General features: G+C 65.2%; 16 protein-coding genes. 9 read left to right on the plus strand and 7 right to left on the minus strand.

Annotated elements, in window-relative coordinates:
- Positions 1 to 112: 112 nt before the first annotated feature.
- Positions 113 to 871 carry a GNAT family N-acetyltransferase gene (locus tag JOE41_RS05060; RefSeq protein WP_011692835.1) on the plus strand — a complete coding sequence of 253 codons (759 nt, stop codon included), beginning with the start codon at positions 113 to 115 and terminating at the stop codon, positions 869 to 871.
- Between the two features lie 22 nt (positions 872 to 893).
- On the opposite strand, the gene JOE41_RS05065 is transcribed toward JOE41_RS05060, so the two are convergent.
- The 7 genes from JOE41_RS05065 to JOE41_RS05095 all read right to left on the minus strand — a co-directional run bounded on the left by JOE41_RS05065 (position 894) and on the right by JOE41_RS05095 (position 7053).
- Positions 894 to 2432, minus strand: coding sequence for a DHA2 family efflux MFS transporter permease subunit (locus JOE41_RS05065; RefSeq protein ID WP_209751213.1), 1539 nt, complete (start codon positions 2430 to 2432; stop codon positions 894 to 896).
- 34 nt (positions 2433 to 2466) lie between these two features.
- Positions 2467 to 3030, minus strand: coding sequence for a PadR family transcriptional regulator (locus JOE41_RS05070; RefSeq protein ID WP_209751215.1), 564 nt, complete (start codon positions 3028 to 3030; stop codon positions 2467 to 2469).
- A 153-nt stretch (positions 3031 to 3183) separates the two neighbouring features.
- On the minus strand, positions 3184 to 3603 hold the full coding sequence (locus tag JOE41_RS05075) for an ankyrin repeat domain-containing protein (RefSeq protein ID WP_011692838.1): 420 nt from the start codon (positions 3601 to 3603) through the stop codon (positions 3184 to 3186).
- Positions 3600 to 4685: a folate-binding protein YgfZ gene (locus tag JOE41_RS05080; RefSeq protein ID WP_209751217.1), complete on the minus strand. Its 1086-nt coding sequence runs from the start codon at positions 4683 to 4685 to the stop codon at positions 3600 to 3602. The genes JOE41_RS05075 and JOE41_RS05080 overlap by 4 nt, the downstream gene beginning before the upstream one ends.
- Before the next feature lie 22 nt (positions 4686 to 4707).
- On the minus strand, positions 4708 to 5457 hold the full coding sequence (locus JOE41_RS05085) for a flavodoxin family protein (protein ID WP_209751219.1): 750 nt from the start codon (positions 5455 to 5457) through the stop codon (positions 4708 to 4710).
- 77 nt (positions 5458 to 5534) lie between these two features.
- The gene (locus JOE41_RS05090; protein ID WP_011692841.1) at positions 5535 to 6149 is read right to left on the minus strand and encodes an FABP family protein; all 615 of its coding nucleotides are present in this window, start codon (positions 6147 to 6149) and stop codon (positions 5535 to 5537) included.
- Positions 6150 to 6318: 169 nt separating this feature from the next.
- Positions 6319 to 7053: a hypothetical protein gene (locus tag JOE41_RS05095; protein ID WP_011692842.1), complete on the minus strand. Its 735-nt coding sequence runs from the start codon at positions 7051 to 7053 to the stop codon at positions 6319 to 6321.
- A gap of 276 nt (positions 7054 to 7329) precedes the next feature.
- Here JOE41_RS05095 and JOE41_RS05100 point away from each other — a divergent pair, with 276 nt between their 5' ends.
- From JOE41_RS05100 to JOE41_RS05135, 8 genes are all read left to right on the plus strand, one after another.
- A complete protein-coding gene (locus tag JOE41_RS05100) occupies positions 7330 to 8028 on the plus strand; it encodes a response regulator transcription factor (RefSeq protein ID WP_011692843.1) in 699 nt (232 codons plus the stop codon).
- A 279-nt stretch (positions 8029 to 8307) separates the two neighbouring features.
- Positions 8308 to 9279, plus strand: coding sequence for a mycothiol synthase (mshD, locus tag JOE41_RS05105; protein WP_209751221.1), 972 nt, complete (start codon positions 8308 to 8310; stop codon positions 9277 to 9279).
- Between the two features lie 103 nt (positions 9280 to 9382).
- Complete coding sequence (locus JOE41_RS05110; RefSeq protein WP_011692845.1) at positions 9383 to 11632, plus strand: RNA degradosome polyphosphate kinase; 2250 nt, start codon at positions 9383 to 9385, stop codon at positions 11630 to 11632.
- A gap of 64 nt (positions 11633 to 11696) precedes the next feature.
- Positions 11697 to 12647, plus strand: coding sequence for an NUDIX hydrolase (locus tag JOE41_RS05115; RefSeq protein ID WP_209753546.1), 951 nt, complete (start codon positions 11697 to 11699; stop codon positions 12645 to 12647).
- 104 nt (positions 12648 to 12751) lie between these two features.
- Positions 12752 to 14404: a hypothetical protein gene (locus tag JOE41_RS05120; RefSeq protein ID WP_245200630.1), complete on the plus strand. Its 1653-nt coding sequence runs from the start codon at positions 12752 to 12754 to the stop codon at positions 14402 to 14404.
- Positions 14401 to 14790, plus strand: coding sequence for a GntR family transcriptional regulator (locus tag JOE41_RS05125; protein WP_209751222.1), 390 nt, complete (start codon positions 14401 to 14403; stop codon positions 14788 to 14790). Before JOE41_RS05120 ends, JOE41_RS05125 begins: the two co-directional genes overlap by 4 nt.
- Before the next feature lie 9 nt (positions 14791 to 14799).
- On the plus strand, positions 14800 to 15603 hold the full coding sequence (locus JOE41_RS05130) for a thymidylate synthase (RefSeq protein WP_209751224.1): 804 nt from the start codon (positions 14800 to 14802) through the stop codon (positions 15601 to 15603).
- Positions 15600 to 16184, plus strand: coding sequence for a dihydrofolate reductase (locus JOE41_RS05135; protein ID WP_011692850.1), 585 nt, complete (start codon positions 15600 to 15602; stop codon positions 16182 to 16184). The genes JOE41_RS05130 and JOE41_RS05135 overlap by 4 nt, the downstream gene beginning before the upstream one ends.

The raw sequence follows: 16184 nt of genomic DNA on the forward strand, positions 1-16184 counted from the left end.
CGCGAACGGACAGTTAAGGCCGCCACGTCGGTGCCCTGACTGTCCGTTCGCGCTTCAAGAGTCAGGCCGCAAGTGTCCGCTCGCGCTTCCCTCGGCTCGGTAGGGTTGAGTCATGACTCTCGACCCCGGTTCCGCAGACATCATCCAGCTGGCATGGGCCCGCCATTTGGGCCTCGATGACGGCGCCTTTGCGGCGGTCCGGAAGCTCGACGCCGATGCGGCGGTTTCCGGGGCGGGCTCGCTGGCAGCGGGCGCACGGATCACGCGGGCTGACGAGTCCCGGAAATCAGTGGATTTTGTGCGGTTGTTCGGCGCATCGGCCCTCGTGGGGCCCCAGTGGGTAATCGACGCCGCAAAAGATATCCCGGACGAGGACCTCGCCCAACACGTGACGCTCCTGACCATCACGCGGCAGCATGGCGGCCACGGCGAGGGCGCAGCCGCCCTCTTCTTCGCCGACGATCTCCCCCTGCGCCAGCCGGCCGAGGAGCTGACCGTCTCGCACGGGAATCCCGAAGCCATCGAGCTGGAAGGCTTGTGTCCGCCGGATGACGTCAACGAAGTGAGATTGTCCGATCTCGAACACCGGTTCACCATCCTGCGCGATGACAACGGCCGCAAAGTCCCGGTTGCCTGTGGCGCCTACTCCGAGTGGGAGGGCATCCTGGCCCAGATGGGGGTCCTCGTGGATCCCGACTGGCGGCGCCGGGGGCTCGGCTCCCTGGCGGCATCGATAGCCGCCCATGAGGCCCTGGCGGCGGGGCTCACCTTGCAGTGGCGCTCGGACGTCAGCAACAAGGGCGCACTGGCAATAGCGCGCAGCCTCGGATTCTCGACCGGCGGCATCCACACCAGCGTGCTGCTGGGCTGACCGGAATCAGCCCGGCACACGCTTAGGCGGACTTGGTCTGCGCTGATTCGGCTTCGGTTGACGCTGAGCCTTCCGCCGGCGCGGGGGCACCGGACCCACCCCAGTTCTGAACCGCCTTGGGTTTGGCGAAGAACAGCGCCACGGCCGCGCCAAGCAGGATCACCGCCGCCGGCAGCAGGATGGACTGGCCCATCGCCGTCGAGAACCCTTCATGCAGCGCCTCCGGCAGTGTGCCGCCGAATGCCATGGGGCTGGCCTCGCCGGAACCGTCCGGTGCCGCCGGAAGCTCCGCCGCGAGGCGCGCCTGGATCAATACCGCAATGGCCGCGCTGCCCAGCACCGCGCCGATCTGTCGGGTGGTGTTGTAAACGCCCGAGCCGGCGCCTGCCTGGCGCGGCGGCAGGTTCCGGGTGGCTGTGGAGCTCAGCGGCGCCCAGATACCCGCGTTGGCGAACCCCAGCACGGCACTGGGCAGCAGGAACAGCCAGATGGGTGTGTCGGGATGCATCAGGGAAGAATTCCAGAACAGCGCCACCGACATCAGGACCAGGCCGGCCGCGGTGATGTACTTCGGATTGACCCGGTCAATAATCCGCCCGACAACCGGCGCCAGCCCACCCGATATCAGTGCCATCGGCACCATCATCAGGGCCGACTGCGTAGGTGTCAGGCCCCGGACCACCTGGTAGTAGAAGATCAGCGGGAGGCTGAATGCCGTCACCGTGAAGCCCACGGTGGTGATACCTATATTGGCCAGCGAGAAGTTTCGGTCCTTGAACAGTGAAAGCGGGAGAAGCGGCTCGCCCTTGTTGAACCGCTGCCACAGCACAAAACCCACCAGGACCACAAGCCCGGCGATGATCAGGCTCCACACCGTAACGGGGCCGGTGATGGTGCCCCAGTTGTACGTCTCGCCTTCCTGGATGCCGAACACCAGCAGGAAGAGCCCGACGGCGCTGAGCAGCACGCCGGGGATGTCGAACTTGTGCGGGTGGGTGCTCAGTGTAGGGACGAAGCGCTGTGCCAGGACGAACCCGACGATTCCCACTGGCACATTGATGAAGAAGATCCACTCCCAGCCCAGGCCGTCCACCAGGACGCCGCCCAGGATCGGCCCCACCAGCGTGGCGACACCCGCTGTGGCACCCCAGATCCCCATGGCAGCGCCGCGCCTGTCCGGCGGGAAGATCCGGGTGATCACCGCCATGGTCTGGGGCGTCATGATTGCGGCACCAAAGCCTTGGACCACGCGGGCCAGGATGAGGGTCTGGACGTCGCCTGACAACCCGCACCACAGGGACGCCAGGGTGAACACCACCAGGCCCGTGAGGTAAAGCCTCTTGGGCCCGAACCGGTCGCCCAGCCGGCCGGTGATCAGCAGCGGCACGGCGTAGGCCAGCAGGTAGGCGCTGGTCACCCAGATGACGGAATTGATGTCAGCGTTCAGGCCTTCCATGATCCGGGGGTTGGCCACCGAGACGATGGTGGTGTCGATCAGGATCATAAAGAAACCGATCACCAGGGACCAGAGGGCCGGCCACGGCCTAGCTACGTGTTCCATGTGAATCCTTCAGGTGTGGTTGTGGTGTGGTCTGCTACCAGGGGAGTTCCCCGGAGCGGAGCTGGTCCTGCAGGCTGCGTATCCAGCCCATCTCGGACCGCAGCATGGTCTGTTGGTACTGGAGGTCGATCCAGTACTTGCGTGCAACGTCCTTCGTCCGGACGGCCGATTCGGCTGTCTGCAGGAACTCCAGTTGTTCCTGCAGCAGGACCAGCCGTCGGTCCAGGAGGTCCAGGACGACGCCGGCGGGCAAGTTGTAGGCCTCGGCCACGGCCAGCGGGAACGACGGATATTCGTTGACCGGCTCGGCGAGCATGTCCTGCAGGCGGGCCGTCAGGGCCTCGCGGCCGGCGGGCGTGATCCGGTAGGTGGTCCGTTCCGGCCGGTTGCCCTCCCGGTCCGTTCCGGCAGCCTCCACCAGGCTCCGCTCTTCGAGCCTGCCGACGGCGTGATAGAGCGTTCCCGGGCGCACCTTGACCAGGCGGTCTTCGTGCCTGGCCATCAGGAGCTGGTACATCTCGTACGGGTGCATCGGTTCTTCAACGAGGAGCGACAGGGCAGAGATGCCGAGCGGCGTCAGCGGGGCCGATCGGGGCATTGTTCCGGCCACTCCCCTGCCTCACTCCCCACTTTTCGACGACACCTGGGCTAATATTCGGCTCCAACTATTCCACATGGAATATTAGGGCGCAAGAAAGCCCGCGCATCCTAGGACCCGCGGGCTCCCGGCCGTCCGGTTTGCCGGCCGGGGTCAGCCGAGCAGGGCCTGGATATCGGTCCTTGCAAACATCTCTGCCGCTGCGCGTGCGGACGGCGTTCCGGCATCCGGATCGGCGCCTGCTCCCAGGAGCGCCTCGGCGACGTCTGTGTAGCCCTTGAAGGCCGCGCCGGCGAGCGGCGTCTGACCGCGGTCGTTGATGGCGTTGGCATCGGCACCATGCTGCAGGAGCAGCTGCACCGCCGGGGCGTGGCCGTGGTATGCAGCCAGCATCAACAGGGAGTCGCCGGAGGCGTTGGCCATGTTGGCCGGCGCGCCTGCATCGAGGTAGCTGCCCAGGAGCGCAGCGTCGCCCTGACGTGCCGCGTCAAAGAGGGCGTGCGCAAGGGCCAGCGTTTCTTCGTCGGGGCCTGTGGTGTCTCCCGGGTTGTCAGGCATCGCATTGTCAGTCATCGGTGTGTTCCCTTCAGGAATCCGGTCTGGCGGCCCACCACTTGACCGGCGTCGGGAGCCACAATGACTTCCTGCGCGGCCGTGTAGGGTTCGTCGCCGTCTACGACCGTCAGTATTTCATCCGGAGAGACCGAACGCTTTATGACCGCCAGCGCGATCGGACCCATCTCGTAGTGCTGCACCACGGAGGTCACCGTTCCCACTTTGCGCTCCCCCAGGCGTACTTCGCTGCCCGCGGCCGGGAGGGTGTGCTGCGAGCCGTCCAGCTGGAGGAAGACCAGCCGCCGCGGCGGATGGCCCAGGTTGTGCACACGGGCGACCGTCTCCTGGCCCTTGTAGCACCCTTTGGCCAGGTGGACGGCGGTGCGCAGGAGGTCAAGCTCATGCGGAATAGTCTTGTCATCCGTTTCCGCGCCAAGACGGGGACGCCAGGCGGCGATGCGCAGCGCTTCGGCGGCCCAAACCCCGGCCAGCGGGCGGTCACCCACGGTGGCTTCGAGTTCCGCAGCCGGTACCAGGTATTCAAACCATGGCCGCTCCATGCCCGGGTGTGATTCCTCCGCGACGACCGAGTAGGCGTAGCCACCGGCTCCCACATGCGGCCAGGGGTCTTCCCACACTTTCAGGCCGGACCACTCCTCAACCCGCCGCGTGGACCCGAGGACGGCCCAGTCGTCGGAAACATCCGCAATTTCGACGCGGAGCATGAACTTCATCCGGTTCAGCCACTCCGCCAGCGGTGCCGCTTCGGCGGCCTCCACGATCAGCCAGGTGGTCCCGCCGTCGTCAATCACCCGCGCGTCAAACTCAATGCGGCCCTGGACGCTGAGCAGCAGCAGTTCGCTGGACTCCCCCGGCGCAAGGTTGGTGACCTGCTGGGACGACAGGGTGTTGAGCCAGTTCAGGCGGTCCGGACCGGAGACGGTGACCACGCCGCGGTGGGAAAGGTCGACGACGGCGGTGCCGGCTGCCAGCGCCCGCTGCTCCCGCAGCGGTTCACCATAATGCGATGCGACGCCGGAGTCCGCACCGCCGGCCTCGACGGCGCCCGGGCGCGACAACAGGGGGCTCTTGATAGTCATATGTAGTAGAAGTCCTAACGAGCTAGCGGTATTCCGGATTCTCAAAGTCGAACCGTGTGCCGGCTTTCCATTCCTCCGGCAGGTTGCCGTAGGCGGGGATCCCGCCGGCGTCCTTCAGGATTCGTGCCAGGTGCAGCAGGTTCCACGTCATGAACGTGGTGTTGCGGTTGGTAAAGTCACTCTCCGGCCCCCCGGACCCTTCGTCGAGGTAGCTCGGACCCGGTCCCACCGGTCCGATCCAGCCGGCGTCCGCCTGCGGAGGAATAGTGAAGCCGATGTGCTGGAGGCTGTAAAGGACGTTCATCGAGCAGTGCTTAATGCCGTCCTCGTTGCCGGTAATGAGGCAGCCGCCCACTTTGGGGTAGAAGGCCCACTGGCCTTTGTCGTTCAATTGCCCGGAGTGCGCGTACAGGCGTTCGATCAGTTTTTTGGTCTGGGAGGAATTGTCGCCCAGCCAGATGGGGCCGGCCACCACTACGATGTCCGCTTCCCGGACAGCAGGGTACAGTTCGGGCCACTCGTCGGTTGCCCAGCCGTGCTCGCGCATGTCCGGATACACGCCGCTGGCAATGTCGTGGTCCACGGTCCGGATCACCCGGGTGGCGACGCCCTGCTTCTCCATGATCAGGCGGCTGACCTCGATCAGGCCTTCCGTGTTGCTGGTCTCCGGAGATTTCTTGAGTGTGCCGTTGAAGAATACGGCCTTGAGATCGCCGTAGTTTGCTTTAGTCCCCTGATCTGGCGTACCCGGGTCCGGATGCTGGCTGTTCACGGTCTTGCTCCCTGCGTTCGTTGCGAAAAACAACAATCAGTGAGACCTGCCGGCCGGGGTGTCAGAGTCCCGCCGGCCTAGGAAATCTTGCTGAGGATGGCCGAAGCGTGGGCTTCCAGGCCGCCGCCCTGAGTGGAGCCCGCCCCGGTGGCCACGTCCCACCGCCAAAGAAGCTTTCCGTCCACCAGGCCGAAAATCCGGGTTGCCGCCGTGTACTCCTTGGAGTGGCTTCCTCGCATGACCATGTCGGTGCTGAGCTGGATCTGGGGGCCCTTGATCTGGCCGTAGTACAGCTCGGAGATGCCGCCGGGGTGTGAGATGGAAACGGAGATATCGAAGCCGCCGTCGCTGTTGCGCAACGCTTCGACTTCGTCGGCGCTTTTCAGCACCGGGACGATGTCGGCCGGGATCAGCCCCGGTCCGCCGTCTTCCTCCCGCTGCTTCCGCTCCAACGCCCAGAAGCCGGTCTCCACCGTCAGCGGCCGCAGCCTGGTGCCTTCATCGTCGGTCAGCCAGCTCTCGGCGCGGTACTGGAGGTACGGCAGGCCGTTGTGCGTGAAGGACACATGCTGGGAGAAATGCTCGGAATCTTCCTCGCCGGCGCCCAGGCGTCCGCTGCCCTCCCACTCACCAATGAGCCAGGACAACGGGACGAGCTCGGGCGTGAGGTCTGTAGGAATTTCAATCGGCACAGTAACTACCTCCGCAGACAACTAGCTCTGGACTGGTATTACTTCTGGCCCTTGAAGAGGCGGTAAACCACGAAACCAGCGAACCATGCCATGGAAAGACTGGCAATGCCAAGCAGGACAAGGAAGAAAATCTCAAATGCAAGTACGGACATGATGCCATCCTAACGCGTTAGTAGATGAGTAGTTTGTCTATGAAGTAAGCGAGCGAACCCACTGCTGCCACGGGTGCCAGGCCCATGCCGAGCGCGGCTGGAAAGTTAATCCGGTCCCCGCGGAGTATAACCAGTCTGCGCAGGCTCACGAGAACTGCGCCCACCGTAACGCCCACCACGGCGGCGGGTATTACGGCGATGTTTGAGAAGATCAACCCTGCCAGCGGAGCACTGAGGCCTGCCAGCACGATGCCCAGCGGCGCTACGATCCGGTCCGGCCAGCGGATGAGTCCGGCCAGCAGGGCAAAGGCGGCACTGATACCGGCCACGAGGAGCATTTCCTTGACGCCGTTGAACCTTGAAGCCGCAATCCACCCTGCACCAAGACAGGACAGCAGCACACCTGCGCTCGATCCCAGCGTGGATTCCAGGCGCTGCGCCTGGCCCGTGCCGCGAAGCAGCTGCATCAGGAAAACAGCCATCACGCCTGCCGCAATGAACGCCGGGGTCCAGTCGAGGAAGCCGGGCGCCGGGACGTAGGTGGCTGCCACGGCCGAGCCCGCTCCGGGCAGTCCGATGATTGCTGCGAGGGTCTTCTTGGCGGGGATGTCCAGGAAGTGGGGCCAGCCGACACCGACGGCCAGGGCGACGAGTATGGCGACACCGAGCAGCACTTCAGGGGAGGTGTAAGCCCCGCCGATAAAGACAGCAAGCCCGGCCAGCCCGATGGTTCCGATGGTCCACGGCTTCACTGTTTACCCGCGCTCACTCTCTGCTGACATCTTCTTCGCTCCGTCCAATCCTGCCTTATGTGACCTGCTTATGTCGCAAAACGCGAACTGAAACAGAACTGATCCGTGTCTGTTAAGGGGCAATTGGGTATACTCAAAGCTCAGCTACGCTTCCTTCGGAGGATGCGGGCCCGGCCGGATTTTCGGCCGGCCACGACCGACGCGGGCAGCCAGTACCGGCCGGTGAAAGCCCGGTTCAGACGCCCGATGATGCGCGGACAGCCCCTTGGAGGAACAATGTCGCACATCCTGCTACTGACGAACAGCACCGGATCATCGGTGGACATTTTGCCTGCCTTGGAATTGCTCAACCACCGCGTGCATATCCTCCCGGCCGAGCCCACTGCCCTGCTGGAAACGGATCCCTGCGACGTCGTCCTGCTGGATGCCCGCAAGGACCTGGTCGGTGCGCGGTCCCTCACGCAGCTGCTCAAGGCCACGGGGCTCAGTGCACCGTTGATGCTGATCCTCACCGAAGGCGGCATGGCGGCCGTGTCCTCGGCCTGGGCCGTGGATGACATCCTGCTGGACTCCGCGGGTCCGGCTGAAGTCGAAGCCCGCATTCGACTCTCTGTCGCGCGCGCCGTGCCGGAGAAAGAGGATCTTCCCACCGAGATCCGCGCCGCCGGCGTCGTCATCGACGAAGCAAGCTACACGGCCAGGGTCAACGGAGCCCCCCTGAACCTGACGTTCAAGGAATTCGAACTCCTGAAGTACCTGGCGCAGCACCCGGGCCGGGTGTTTACCCGGCAGCAGCTCCTCACAGAGGTGTGGGGCTATGACTACTACGGCGGCACCCGCACGGTGGACGTCCACGTCCGGCGGCTGCGGGCCAAGCTCGGCGCCGACCACGAAAACCTGATAAGCACGGTGCGCAATGTCGGCTACCGCCTGACCCTCGTGCGGCAGCCCGAAGAGGAGCTGACGGAGGCATAGGCTTTCGCAGCGGCCGCAGAAGGCTAAGGCTCAACCACTCCCGCAAACTTAGCGAAAAGAAGAAGCCCCGGACCAACGGTCCGGGGCTTCTTCTTAGGCTTCTGGGCCTGCAGTGGAGGACATACGGGTCGAACGTATCGAGGCCACCCCAGTGGTGGATCCCCCTCAGTTCCCGCTTCAGGAAGCCGGAACAGGTAATGACTATACGTGCCGGATCCGGCCGCATCAAATCGACCCGAATCCCGCCGTCAGCCGGACGGGCCGTATAGCCTGTACACCATGAGTCCTGCGCATCCCGAGAACTGGCCCGTGCTCGTCGTCAAGGGCGGAGTGGACGATGAACTGCTCAGGGATTTCACAGCCCTCGCCGCGGCCGCCGAAGAGTCGGACGGAAACCCTCCCCTGTCCGAGCAGACTTTCGTGACCCTCCGCGCCGGCGAGTCGGGAACCCATTCGCTCCTGAGCCTGGCGCTCTATGCGCCCGATGAGGAATCGGATCCCGCCACCGCACAGGACCTCGCCGGCTTCGCGGTGGTGGTGGAGGAAGCGGACGGCACAGGTGTGCTGGAACTGGCGGTGCATCCGAGCTACCGGAACCAGGGCGTGGCAGACAGGCTGGTTGCCACGCTCAAGGCATCACGGGGTTTCGACGGGCTCAAGGCGTGGTCCCACGGGAACCATGAGGCGGCAGCGGACCTTGCGGCCAAGTACGGTTACGCCCCCATCCGGGAGTTGTGGAAGATGCGGCTCACAGCATCTGACGCTGAACTGCCCGACGCCGCCCTCCCGGACAACGTGAGCCTGCGGGCCTTCATCCCCGGGCAGGACGAGGAGGCGTGGCTGGCAGCCAACAAGGCCGCCTTCAGCCACCATCCGGAGCAAGGGAATATGACGCGGCAGGATCTGGCCGCCCGGATGGCCGAGGACTGGTTCGATCCCGCCGGCTTCCTCCTCGCGGTCGACCGGTCGGGGCGGATCCTCGGCTTCCATTGGACCAAGGTGCACCCGGGCCACGGCGGCCATCCCGCCATCGGTGAGGTCTACGTGGTGGGTGTGACCCCCGAAGCCCAGGGCATGGGACTGGGTAAGGCCCTCACCGTGGCCGGCATCAAGTACCTGCAGGACAAGGGCCTTCACGCGGTCATGCTCTACACGGATGCGGACAATACGCCGGCCGTTTCGCTGTACCGCCGACTCGGCTTTACGCGGTGGGATGCGGACGTGATGTACGGACCCAAAAACGGCGGTTAATCCAATCGGCAGACGCATGCGCCGCGGTTCAGGAAATCTGAGTATCCCGCGAATCGAATGCTTGTAAGGTTGAAGGTAAACCGCGCCAGCAAAAGGAGTGACCATGCAACCGGAATCAGCCGGAATCGCCACGTCTGAGGCCAAGGTGCTTCCGGTGCGCGCCCGCTTCGGGTCCTCCGAGGTCCCGGCTTCCCGTGCCACGCAGGACCGGATCGACATTCCCGAGTTCGCGCCAAATCTTGAGCCCGAGGGAGACATCAGCCCGGACCGGTTCCTGGACCGTGAATTGAGCTGGCTGGCTTTTAACTCCCGGGTGCTGGAACTTGCCGAGGACCCCAATCTCCACCTGCTGGAGCGTGTCAGCTTCCTCTCCATCTTTGCCTCCAACCTGGACGAGTTCTTCATGGTCCGAGTGGCCGGGCTGAAGCGCCGGATCGCCACCGGTCTGGCCGTTCCCTCGCCGGCAGGCCTGAGCCCCATGCAGGTTCTGGACCAGATCGGCGAAGCTGCCCACCGCCTTGCGCAGCGCCACGCCCGGGTCTATGCCGAGCAGATCCGGCCGGCCCTGGCGTATGAGCACATCCACCTCATGCACTGGGACGAGCTTGACGACCAGGCCAAGGACCAGCTCAGCGCGATGTTCGCGGAAAAGGTCTTCCCCATCCTGACCCCGCTGGCGGTGGATCCCGCCCACCCGTTCCCCTACATTTCGGGGCTGTCGCTTAACCTGGCCGTGGTGGTCCGCAACCCTGTTAGCGACAAGGAACTGTTCGCCCGCGTCAAGGTTCCGGACCAGCTGCCCCGCCTCATTTCCATCGATGGCCCGCGCGCCGGATCGGTCCCGGGCCGGGTGGCCCGGTTCATCGCCCTGGAAGAAGTCATCGCCGTCCACCTGGACCAGCTGTTCGCCGGCATGGAGGTTCTGGAGCACCACACGTTCCGCGTCACGCGCAACGAGGACGTTGAGGTGGAAGAGGACGACGCCGAGAACCTGCTGCAGGCGCTCGAAAAGGAACTGCTGCGCCGCCGGTTCGGCCCGCCGGTGCGGCTCGAAGTCACCAACGACATCAACCCGAACATCCGGGCGCTGCTGATCCGCGAACTGGGCGTGGAAGAGTCCGAGGTCTACTCCGTACCAGCCCCGTTGGACCTCCGCGGCCTGTCCGTCATTGCCGCGATCGACCGTGCGGACCTGCACTACCCGAAGCACGTCCCGCACACCTCGAGGTACCTGAACGAATCGGAGACGTCGAAGGCAGCCAACGTGTTCGCGGCCATGCGCCGGCGGGACATCCTGCTGCACCACCCGTACGATTCGTTCTCCACGTCCGTCCAGGCCTTCCTGGAGCAGGCTGCGGCGGACCCCAAGGTGCAGGCCATCAAGCAGACGCTGTACCGCACCTCGGGCGACTCCCCTATCGTCGATGCCCTCATTGACGCGGCAGAGGCAGGCAAGCAGGTGCTGGCCCTGGTGGAGATCAAGGCCCGGTTCGATGAACAGGCCAACATCTCCTGGGCACGGAAACTGGAACAGGCCGGCGTGCATGTTGTGTACGGCATCGTGGGCCTGAAGACCCACTGCAAGCTCTCCCTCGTGGTCCGCCAGGAAGTGGACGGCCTGCGGCGCTACTGCCACATCGGCACGGGCAACTACCACCCGCGCACCGCCCGCTATTACGAGGACCTCGGGCTGCTGACGGCCAATGAGCAGGTGGGCGAGGACCTTTCCAGGCTCTTCAACCAGCTCTCGGGCTACGCTCCCAAATCCACTTTCAAGCGGCTTCTGGTGGCGCCCCGCTCGGTGCGGTCGGGGCTCATTGACCGCATTGAGAAGGAAATCCGCAACGCCAAGGCGGGCATTTCGGCCAGGGTCCAGATCAAGGTCAACTCCATGGTGGACGAGGCAATCATCGATTCTCTCTACCGTGCATCGCAGGCCGGCGTGAATGTTGACGTGATAGTCCGCGGCATCTGTTCGCTGCGTCCCGGCATCCCCGGGCTCAGCGAAAACATCACAGTGCGTTCCGTGCTGGGACGCTTCCTGGAGCACTCGCGGGTGTTTGCCTTCGCCAACGGCGGGGACCCTGTGGTCTACATCGGCTCCGCCGACATGATGCACCGCAACCTTGACCGGCGGGTGGAAGCACTGGTCCAGCTGACCAGCGGCGACGACACGTCCTACGTGCTGGACATGCTCCGCCGCTACATGGACCCGGGAACGTCCAGCTGGCACCTGGACAGCCAGGGTGAATGGACCAGGCACCACATCGGTGACGACGGCAAGCCGCTGGAGGACGTCCAGTCATGGCTGCTTGCCTCGCGTTCCCGCCAGCGCCCGACGATTAGGCGGTAGGACCCTGGCCCCGAAAACGGATGCGAAAAGCGACGTCACTAACGACTCGGCGAACGACTCGCTTATTGCGGACCAGACAGACCATCCCGGGGAACCTGTAGCGGTCACCGCTGCCGGCGCCCTGCCGTGGCGTGTCAGCAAGGACAAGCTCGAAGTCCTGCTGATACACCGTCCAAGCTATGACGACTGGTCGTGGCCCAAAGGAAAGATCGACTCCGGCGAGACCATTCCGGAGTGCGCCGTCCGTGAGATCGAGGAGGAGATCGGACTCAAGGCCACCCTGGGTATTCCCCTCCCTCCGATCCACTACCACGTGTCCGCTGGCCTCAAGGTAGTCCACTACTGGGCCGTGGACGTGGACGGCGCCACGCTGCGTCCGGACGGCAAGGAAGTGGACAGCGTGATGTGGTGTTCACCGGAAAAAGCCGCCTCCCTGCTGAGCAACCCCGGTGATATTGCGCCGCTTGAGCACCTGGCGGCAGCCCACGCCCGCAAGGAGCTGGACACGTGGCCGCTGCTGGTGGTGCGCCACGCCAAGGCCAAGCCGCGCTCCTCCTGGACCAAGGCGGAAGGGGACCGTCCGCTTGCGGCTACCGGATTGCGGCAGGCCCAGGCGGTCCGACGGTTGCTTCACGTGTGGAAGCCCCTTCGCGTTCACTCGAGCCCGTGGCAACGCTGCGTGGCCACGATTGCCCCGTACGCCAAGTCCGCCGACGCCAAGGTAAAACTGCACGACGCCCTGACGGAGCACCGCCATGCCCGGAGCCCGAAGAAGACCGCAGCCGTTGTGGAAGCACTCTTCGACAAGCAGCGCGCAATCGCCCTGTGCACCCATCGGCCCGCCCTGCCTACCGTCATCAAGCAGCTCGGGGAGCACATGAACGGCCGGCTGCGTGCCCTGCTGCCATCCTCCGACCCCTACCTGGCGCCCGGAGAGATCATCGTGTGCCACGTAGCCCGCGGCAACAACCACAAGATTGTGGCTGTGGAACAGTTCAGGCCCTTCGACGACTAAAAGCGGCCGGCCTGCCCGGCCCGGCTTGCCGGGCCACGAACCGGCTTGACCCGGACCTCTTTGTATCAAATACTCAGTACATTGATGCAAAATCTGGGGGGATTATGCCGGTCCAATTCGAACTGCCTACGACACCTCTGCTGGGACCGCTGGCCGCCGCCGTCGTTATCTACCTCATCCTGAGGTGGGTGGTATGGGAACCCCGGATGGGCGCCTCGCCCGAAACTGTTTCGCAGCACGCGCTCTGGGTGGGCGTCATCGGATGGATGACAAGCTCCCTCCAGGGGGCCATGAATATCGGCATCATTCCGTCGGGCAGAACCACCAGCCCCGTCATCGGCCCTTTCCTGGTCACCCCGGACACCATTATCCCGGCCCTGGCATGGCCCCTCCTCGGAACTATCGGAGTCCACGCACTGGGCCAGCTCAGCTATCCGCGCCCCCGGGGACCCCGCCGCAAGGCCAGCCTCCACGTCCGGAAAATCCGCGACTTCCTCCCGCGTCCGCTGGCCTGGACAACACTGGCCATTTTCACGGGCGCAGCCGGATTCACCGCATGGACCGCTACGCTCCCGGGCTTCGCAGCAATTACGTACGGCTCGGTCCGGGAGGACCCGCAGGGCTACCGGACCATCGGCGGCGACGGGCGCATCCCCGGTTCTGAACTGGCCGGCTGGCTGGGTGCCGCGCTGGTTGTCCTGGCTGCGTGCACCTGGCTGGTGCTGCTGCTGATCTGCCGCAGACGGCAGCTCGAGCAGCTGACGGACCACGACAATTCGATCCTGCGAACCATCGCCATGAACAGATTGCTCCGCACGGTCTCCACGATGGCGTCGGGCCTGGCCGTCATCGCCGGTAACTATGTGGCCCGCCCGGACCCGGCTGCGGGCAGCACGTCGTGGACTAATTTCGCGGCCTTTGCGGGCATGGCGGTCCTGCTGGCCATGCTGCTCTGGGCGCCGCCGAAACTAACGGGAACCGCAAAGGCCGCCGGCCTCCGGAACGCGAAGTCCGGGCACTTCGGCGCCGGACCGCACCCGGCATCCAAACTTGTGGTCTCCGTCGGCGCCGGACTCGGCGTCGCCGCAGCCCTGCCGGTGCTTGCGGGAGCGTTCCTGGTCCCGGCCATCATCGCAGCGGGGCCGTCCGGGCCGGCGGCTTTCATAACACTAGTTGCGGGGCTGGTCCTTGTGGTCCTCGCCGCCGGCGAGCTGTTGCTGCAGCGCAACTACACGAGCCCGGATGAACCGCGGACATGGCCCCGGCAGCCGGTGGGCGCGGCCCTTCTCACCACACTGATCCTGGCGCTGCTCGTCCTCGTCACAACCCTCGTGGTCTCAGCCGCCGGGAACACCCTGCTTGGCCAGGACGGAGGGTGGATCCCAGCTGCGCTCCTCAGCACCGCCGGGGTGCTGATGGCGCTCCCGGCTTTGCTGGCAACGCGCCTGCGGCGAGGCATCCCCGGTGCTCCGCCCGGGCTCGACGCAGCGCTGCGTGCCATCACCCTCCACCGGATGGCGCGAACGCTCTCGGCCATGTTCATGGCGCAGGCAGCGATGGTCCTGCTGATGAACAGCCAGGCGTGGGCCGCTGTCTTCGGCGTGGCATTCCTACCCTCCATCCCGTGGTGGCCCGCTTCCCTCGCGGGGACGATCCTGGCCTGCGCGGCGGTCGCCACAGCCCTGATACCGGTGCGGACCTTCGCAGGCTCCCGTTCCCGGCCCGCTCCCCTGCCCCGCAGGGACCACGTCACATGACGGCCGGGATCGCAGTCGACCTGCGGTCGGCCGTGCCGCCCTATGACCAGATCCGCACCCAGATCTCCTCGTTGATCGCCATCGGCTCGCTGGCGGCCGGAACCCGCCTGCCCACCGTCCGCAGCCTGGCGGCGGACCTGGGCATCGCAGCGGGGACGGTGGCACGCGCCTACAAGGAACTCGAGCAGGCCGGCCTGATTGAAACACGGCGGCGCAACGGGACAGTCGTCGTCGGCATGCCCGACTCCGTCCGCCCGACGGGCGGCTCCGTGCCCCCTGACCTCATCGCCGCCGTCGACCGTTACATCGCCGAAGGCCGCGCCGCGGGCCTGGACGACGGCACGCTCCAGGACATACTGCGCCTCCGGCTGTTCCATTCTCAGTAGACTGGGACCGTGAGCATTCCAACGCCCTATGAAGACCTCCTGCGTGACGTCCTTGCCAACGGCACGCACAAATCTGACCGCACCGGCACCGGCACGCTCAGCGTGTTCGGGCGGCAGATGCGCTTTGACCTCAGCCAAAGCTTTCCGCTGATCACCACCAAGCGCGTTCATTTCAAGTCGGTGGCAGTTGAACTTCTATGGTTCCTGCGCGGCGAAACCAACGTGAAATGGATGCAGGACCAGGGCGTCACCATCTGGAACGAATGGGCCGACGCCGACGGCGAACTGGGTCCCGTTTACGGAGTGCAGTGGCGCAGCTGGCCGACGCCCGACGGCGGCCACATCGACCAGATCGCCGAGCTGGTGGAGAACCTCAAGTCCAACCCGGACTCGCGCCGGCACATCGTCTCTGCCTGGAACGTGGCTGAGCTTCAGGACATGGCCCTGCCGGCGTGCCACGCGTTCTTCCAGTTCTACGTTGCTGACGGCAAGCTGTCCTGCCAGCTGTACCAGCGCTCCGCGGACACCTTCCTTGGCGTCCCGTTTAACATCGCTTCCTATGCGCTGCTGACCTGCATGCTGGCCCAGCAGGTGGGCCTGGAGCCCGGTGAGTTCGTCTGGACCGGCGGCGACGTGCACATTTACGACAACCACATGGACCAGGTGCTCAAGCAGCTGAAGCGGGAGCCGTACGAATACCCGCAGCTGAAGATCCTCCGCAAGCCGGACTCCATTTTTGACTACACGCTGGACGACTTCGAAGTGGTCGGATACCAGCACCACCCTACGATTAAGGCGCCGATCGCAGTATGAGCACCGACAACGCCATGGATCCCCTGGCCTTCACTGAAAAAATTGCCGACGGAACCACCGGAGTGGGGCTCGTCTGGGCCCAGACCACGGCAGGTGTGATCGGCAAGGACGGCGACATGCCGTGGCACCTTCCCGAGGACATGAAGCACTTCACCCGGCTCACCACCGGGCACCCGGTGATCATGGGGCGCAAAACCTGGCTCTCGTTCCCGGACAAGTACCGTCCGCTGCCCGGGCGCACCAACATTGTGGTGACGCGCCAGGAGGGCTGGGGCGACACTCCCGACGCCCGGGGCGCCATCGCGGTGAAATCGCTCGACGACGCGCTGCTGGAATCACAGTTCGCGCCCGGCCACGAAACGGTGTGGGTGCTGGGCGGCGGGGAAATCTTCGCGCAGACCCTGGACATCGCCGACGTCGCAGTGGTGACATTCATCGACTCCGAGACCGACGGCGACACGTACGCGCCCGAGCTCGGTTACGAATGGAAGCTGGCCGCCAGCGAGCCGGCCACCGGCTGGCTGACGTCTGCCACCGGTACCCGTTACCGGTTCACGATGTGGCGCCGGACGGAGGCCTAG

The sequence above is a fragment of the Arthrobacter sp. PvP103 genome (assembly GCF_017833075.1).
Lineage (GTDB): Bacteria > Actinomycetota > Actinomycetes > Actinomycetales > Micrococcaceae > Arthrobacter.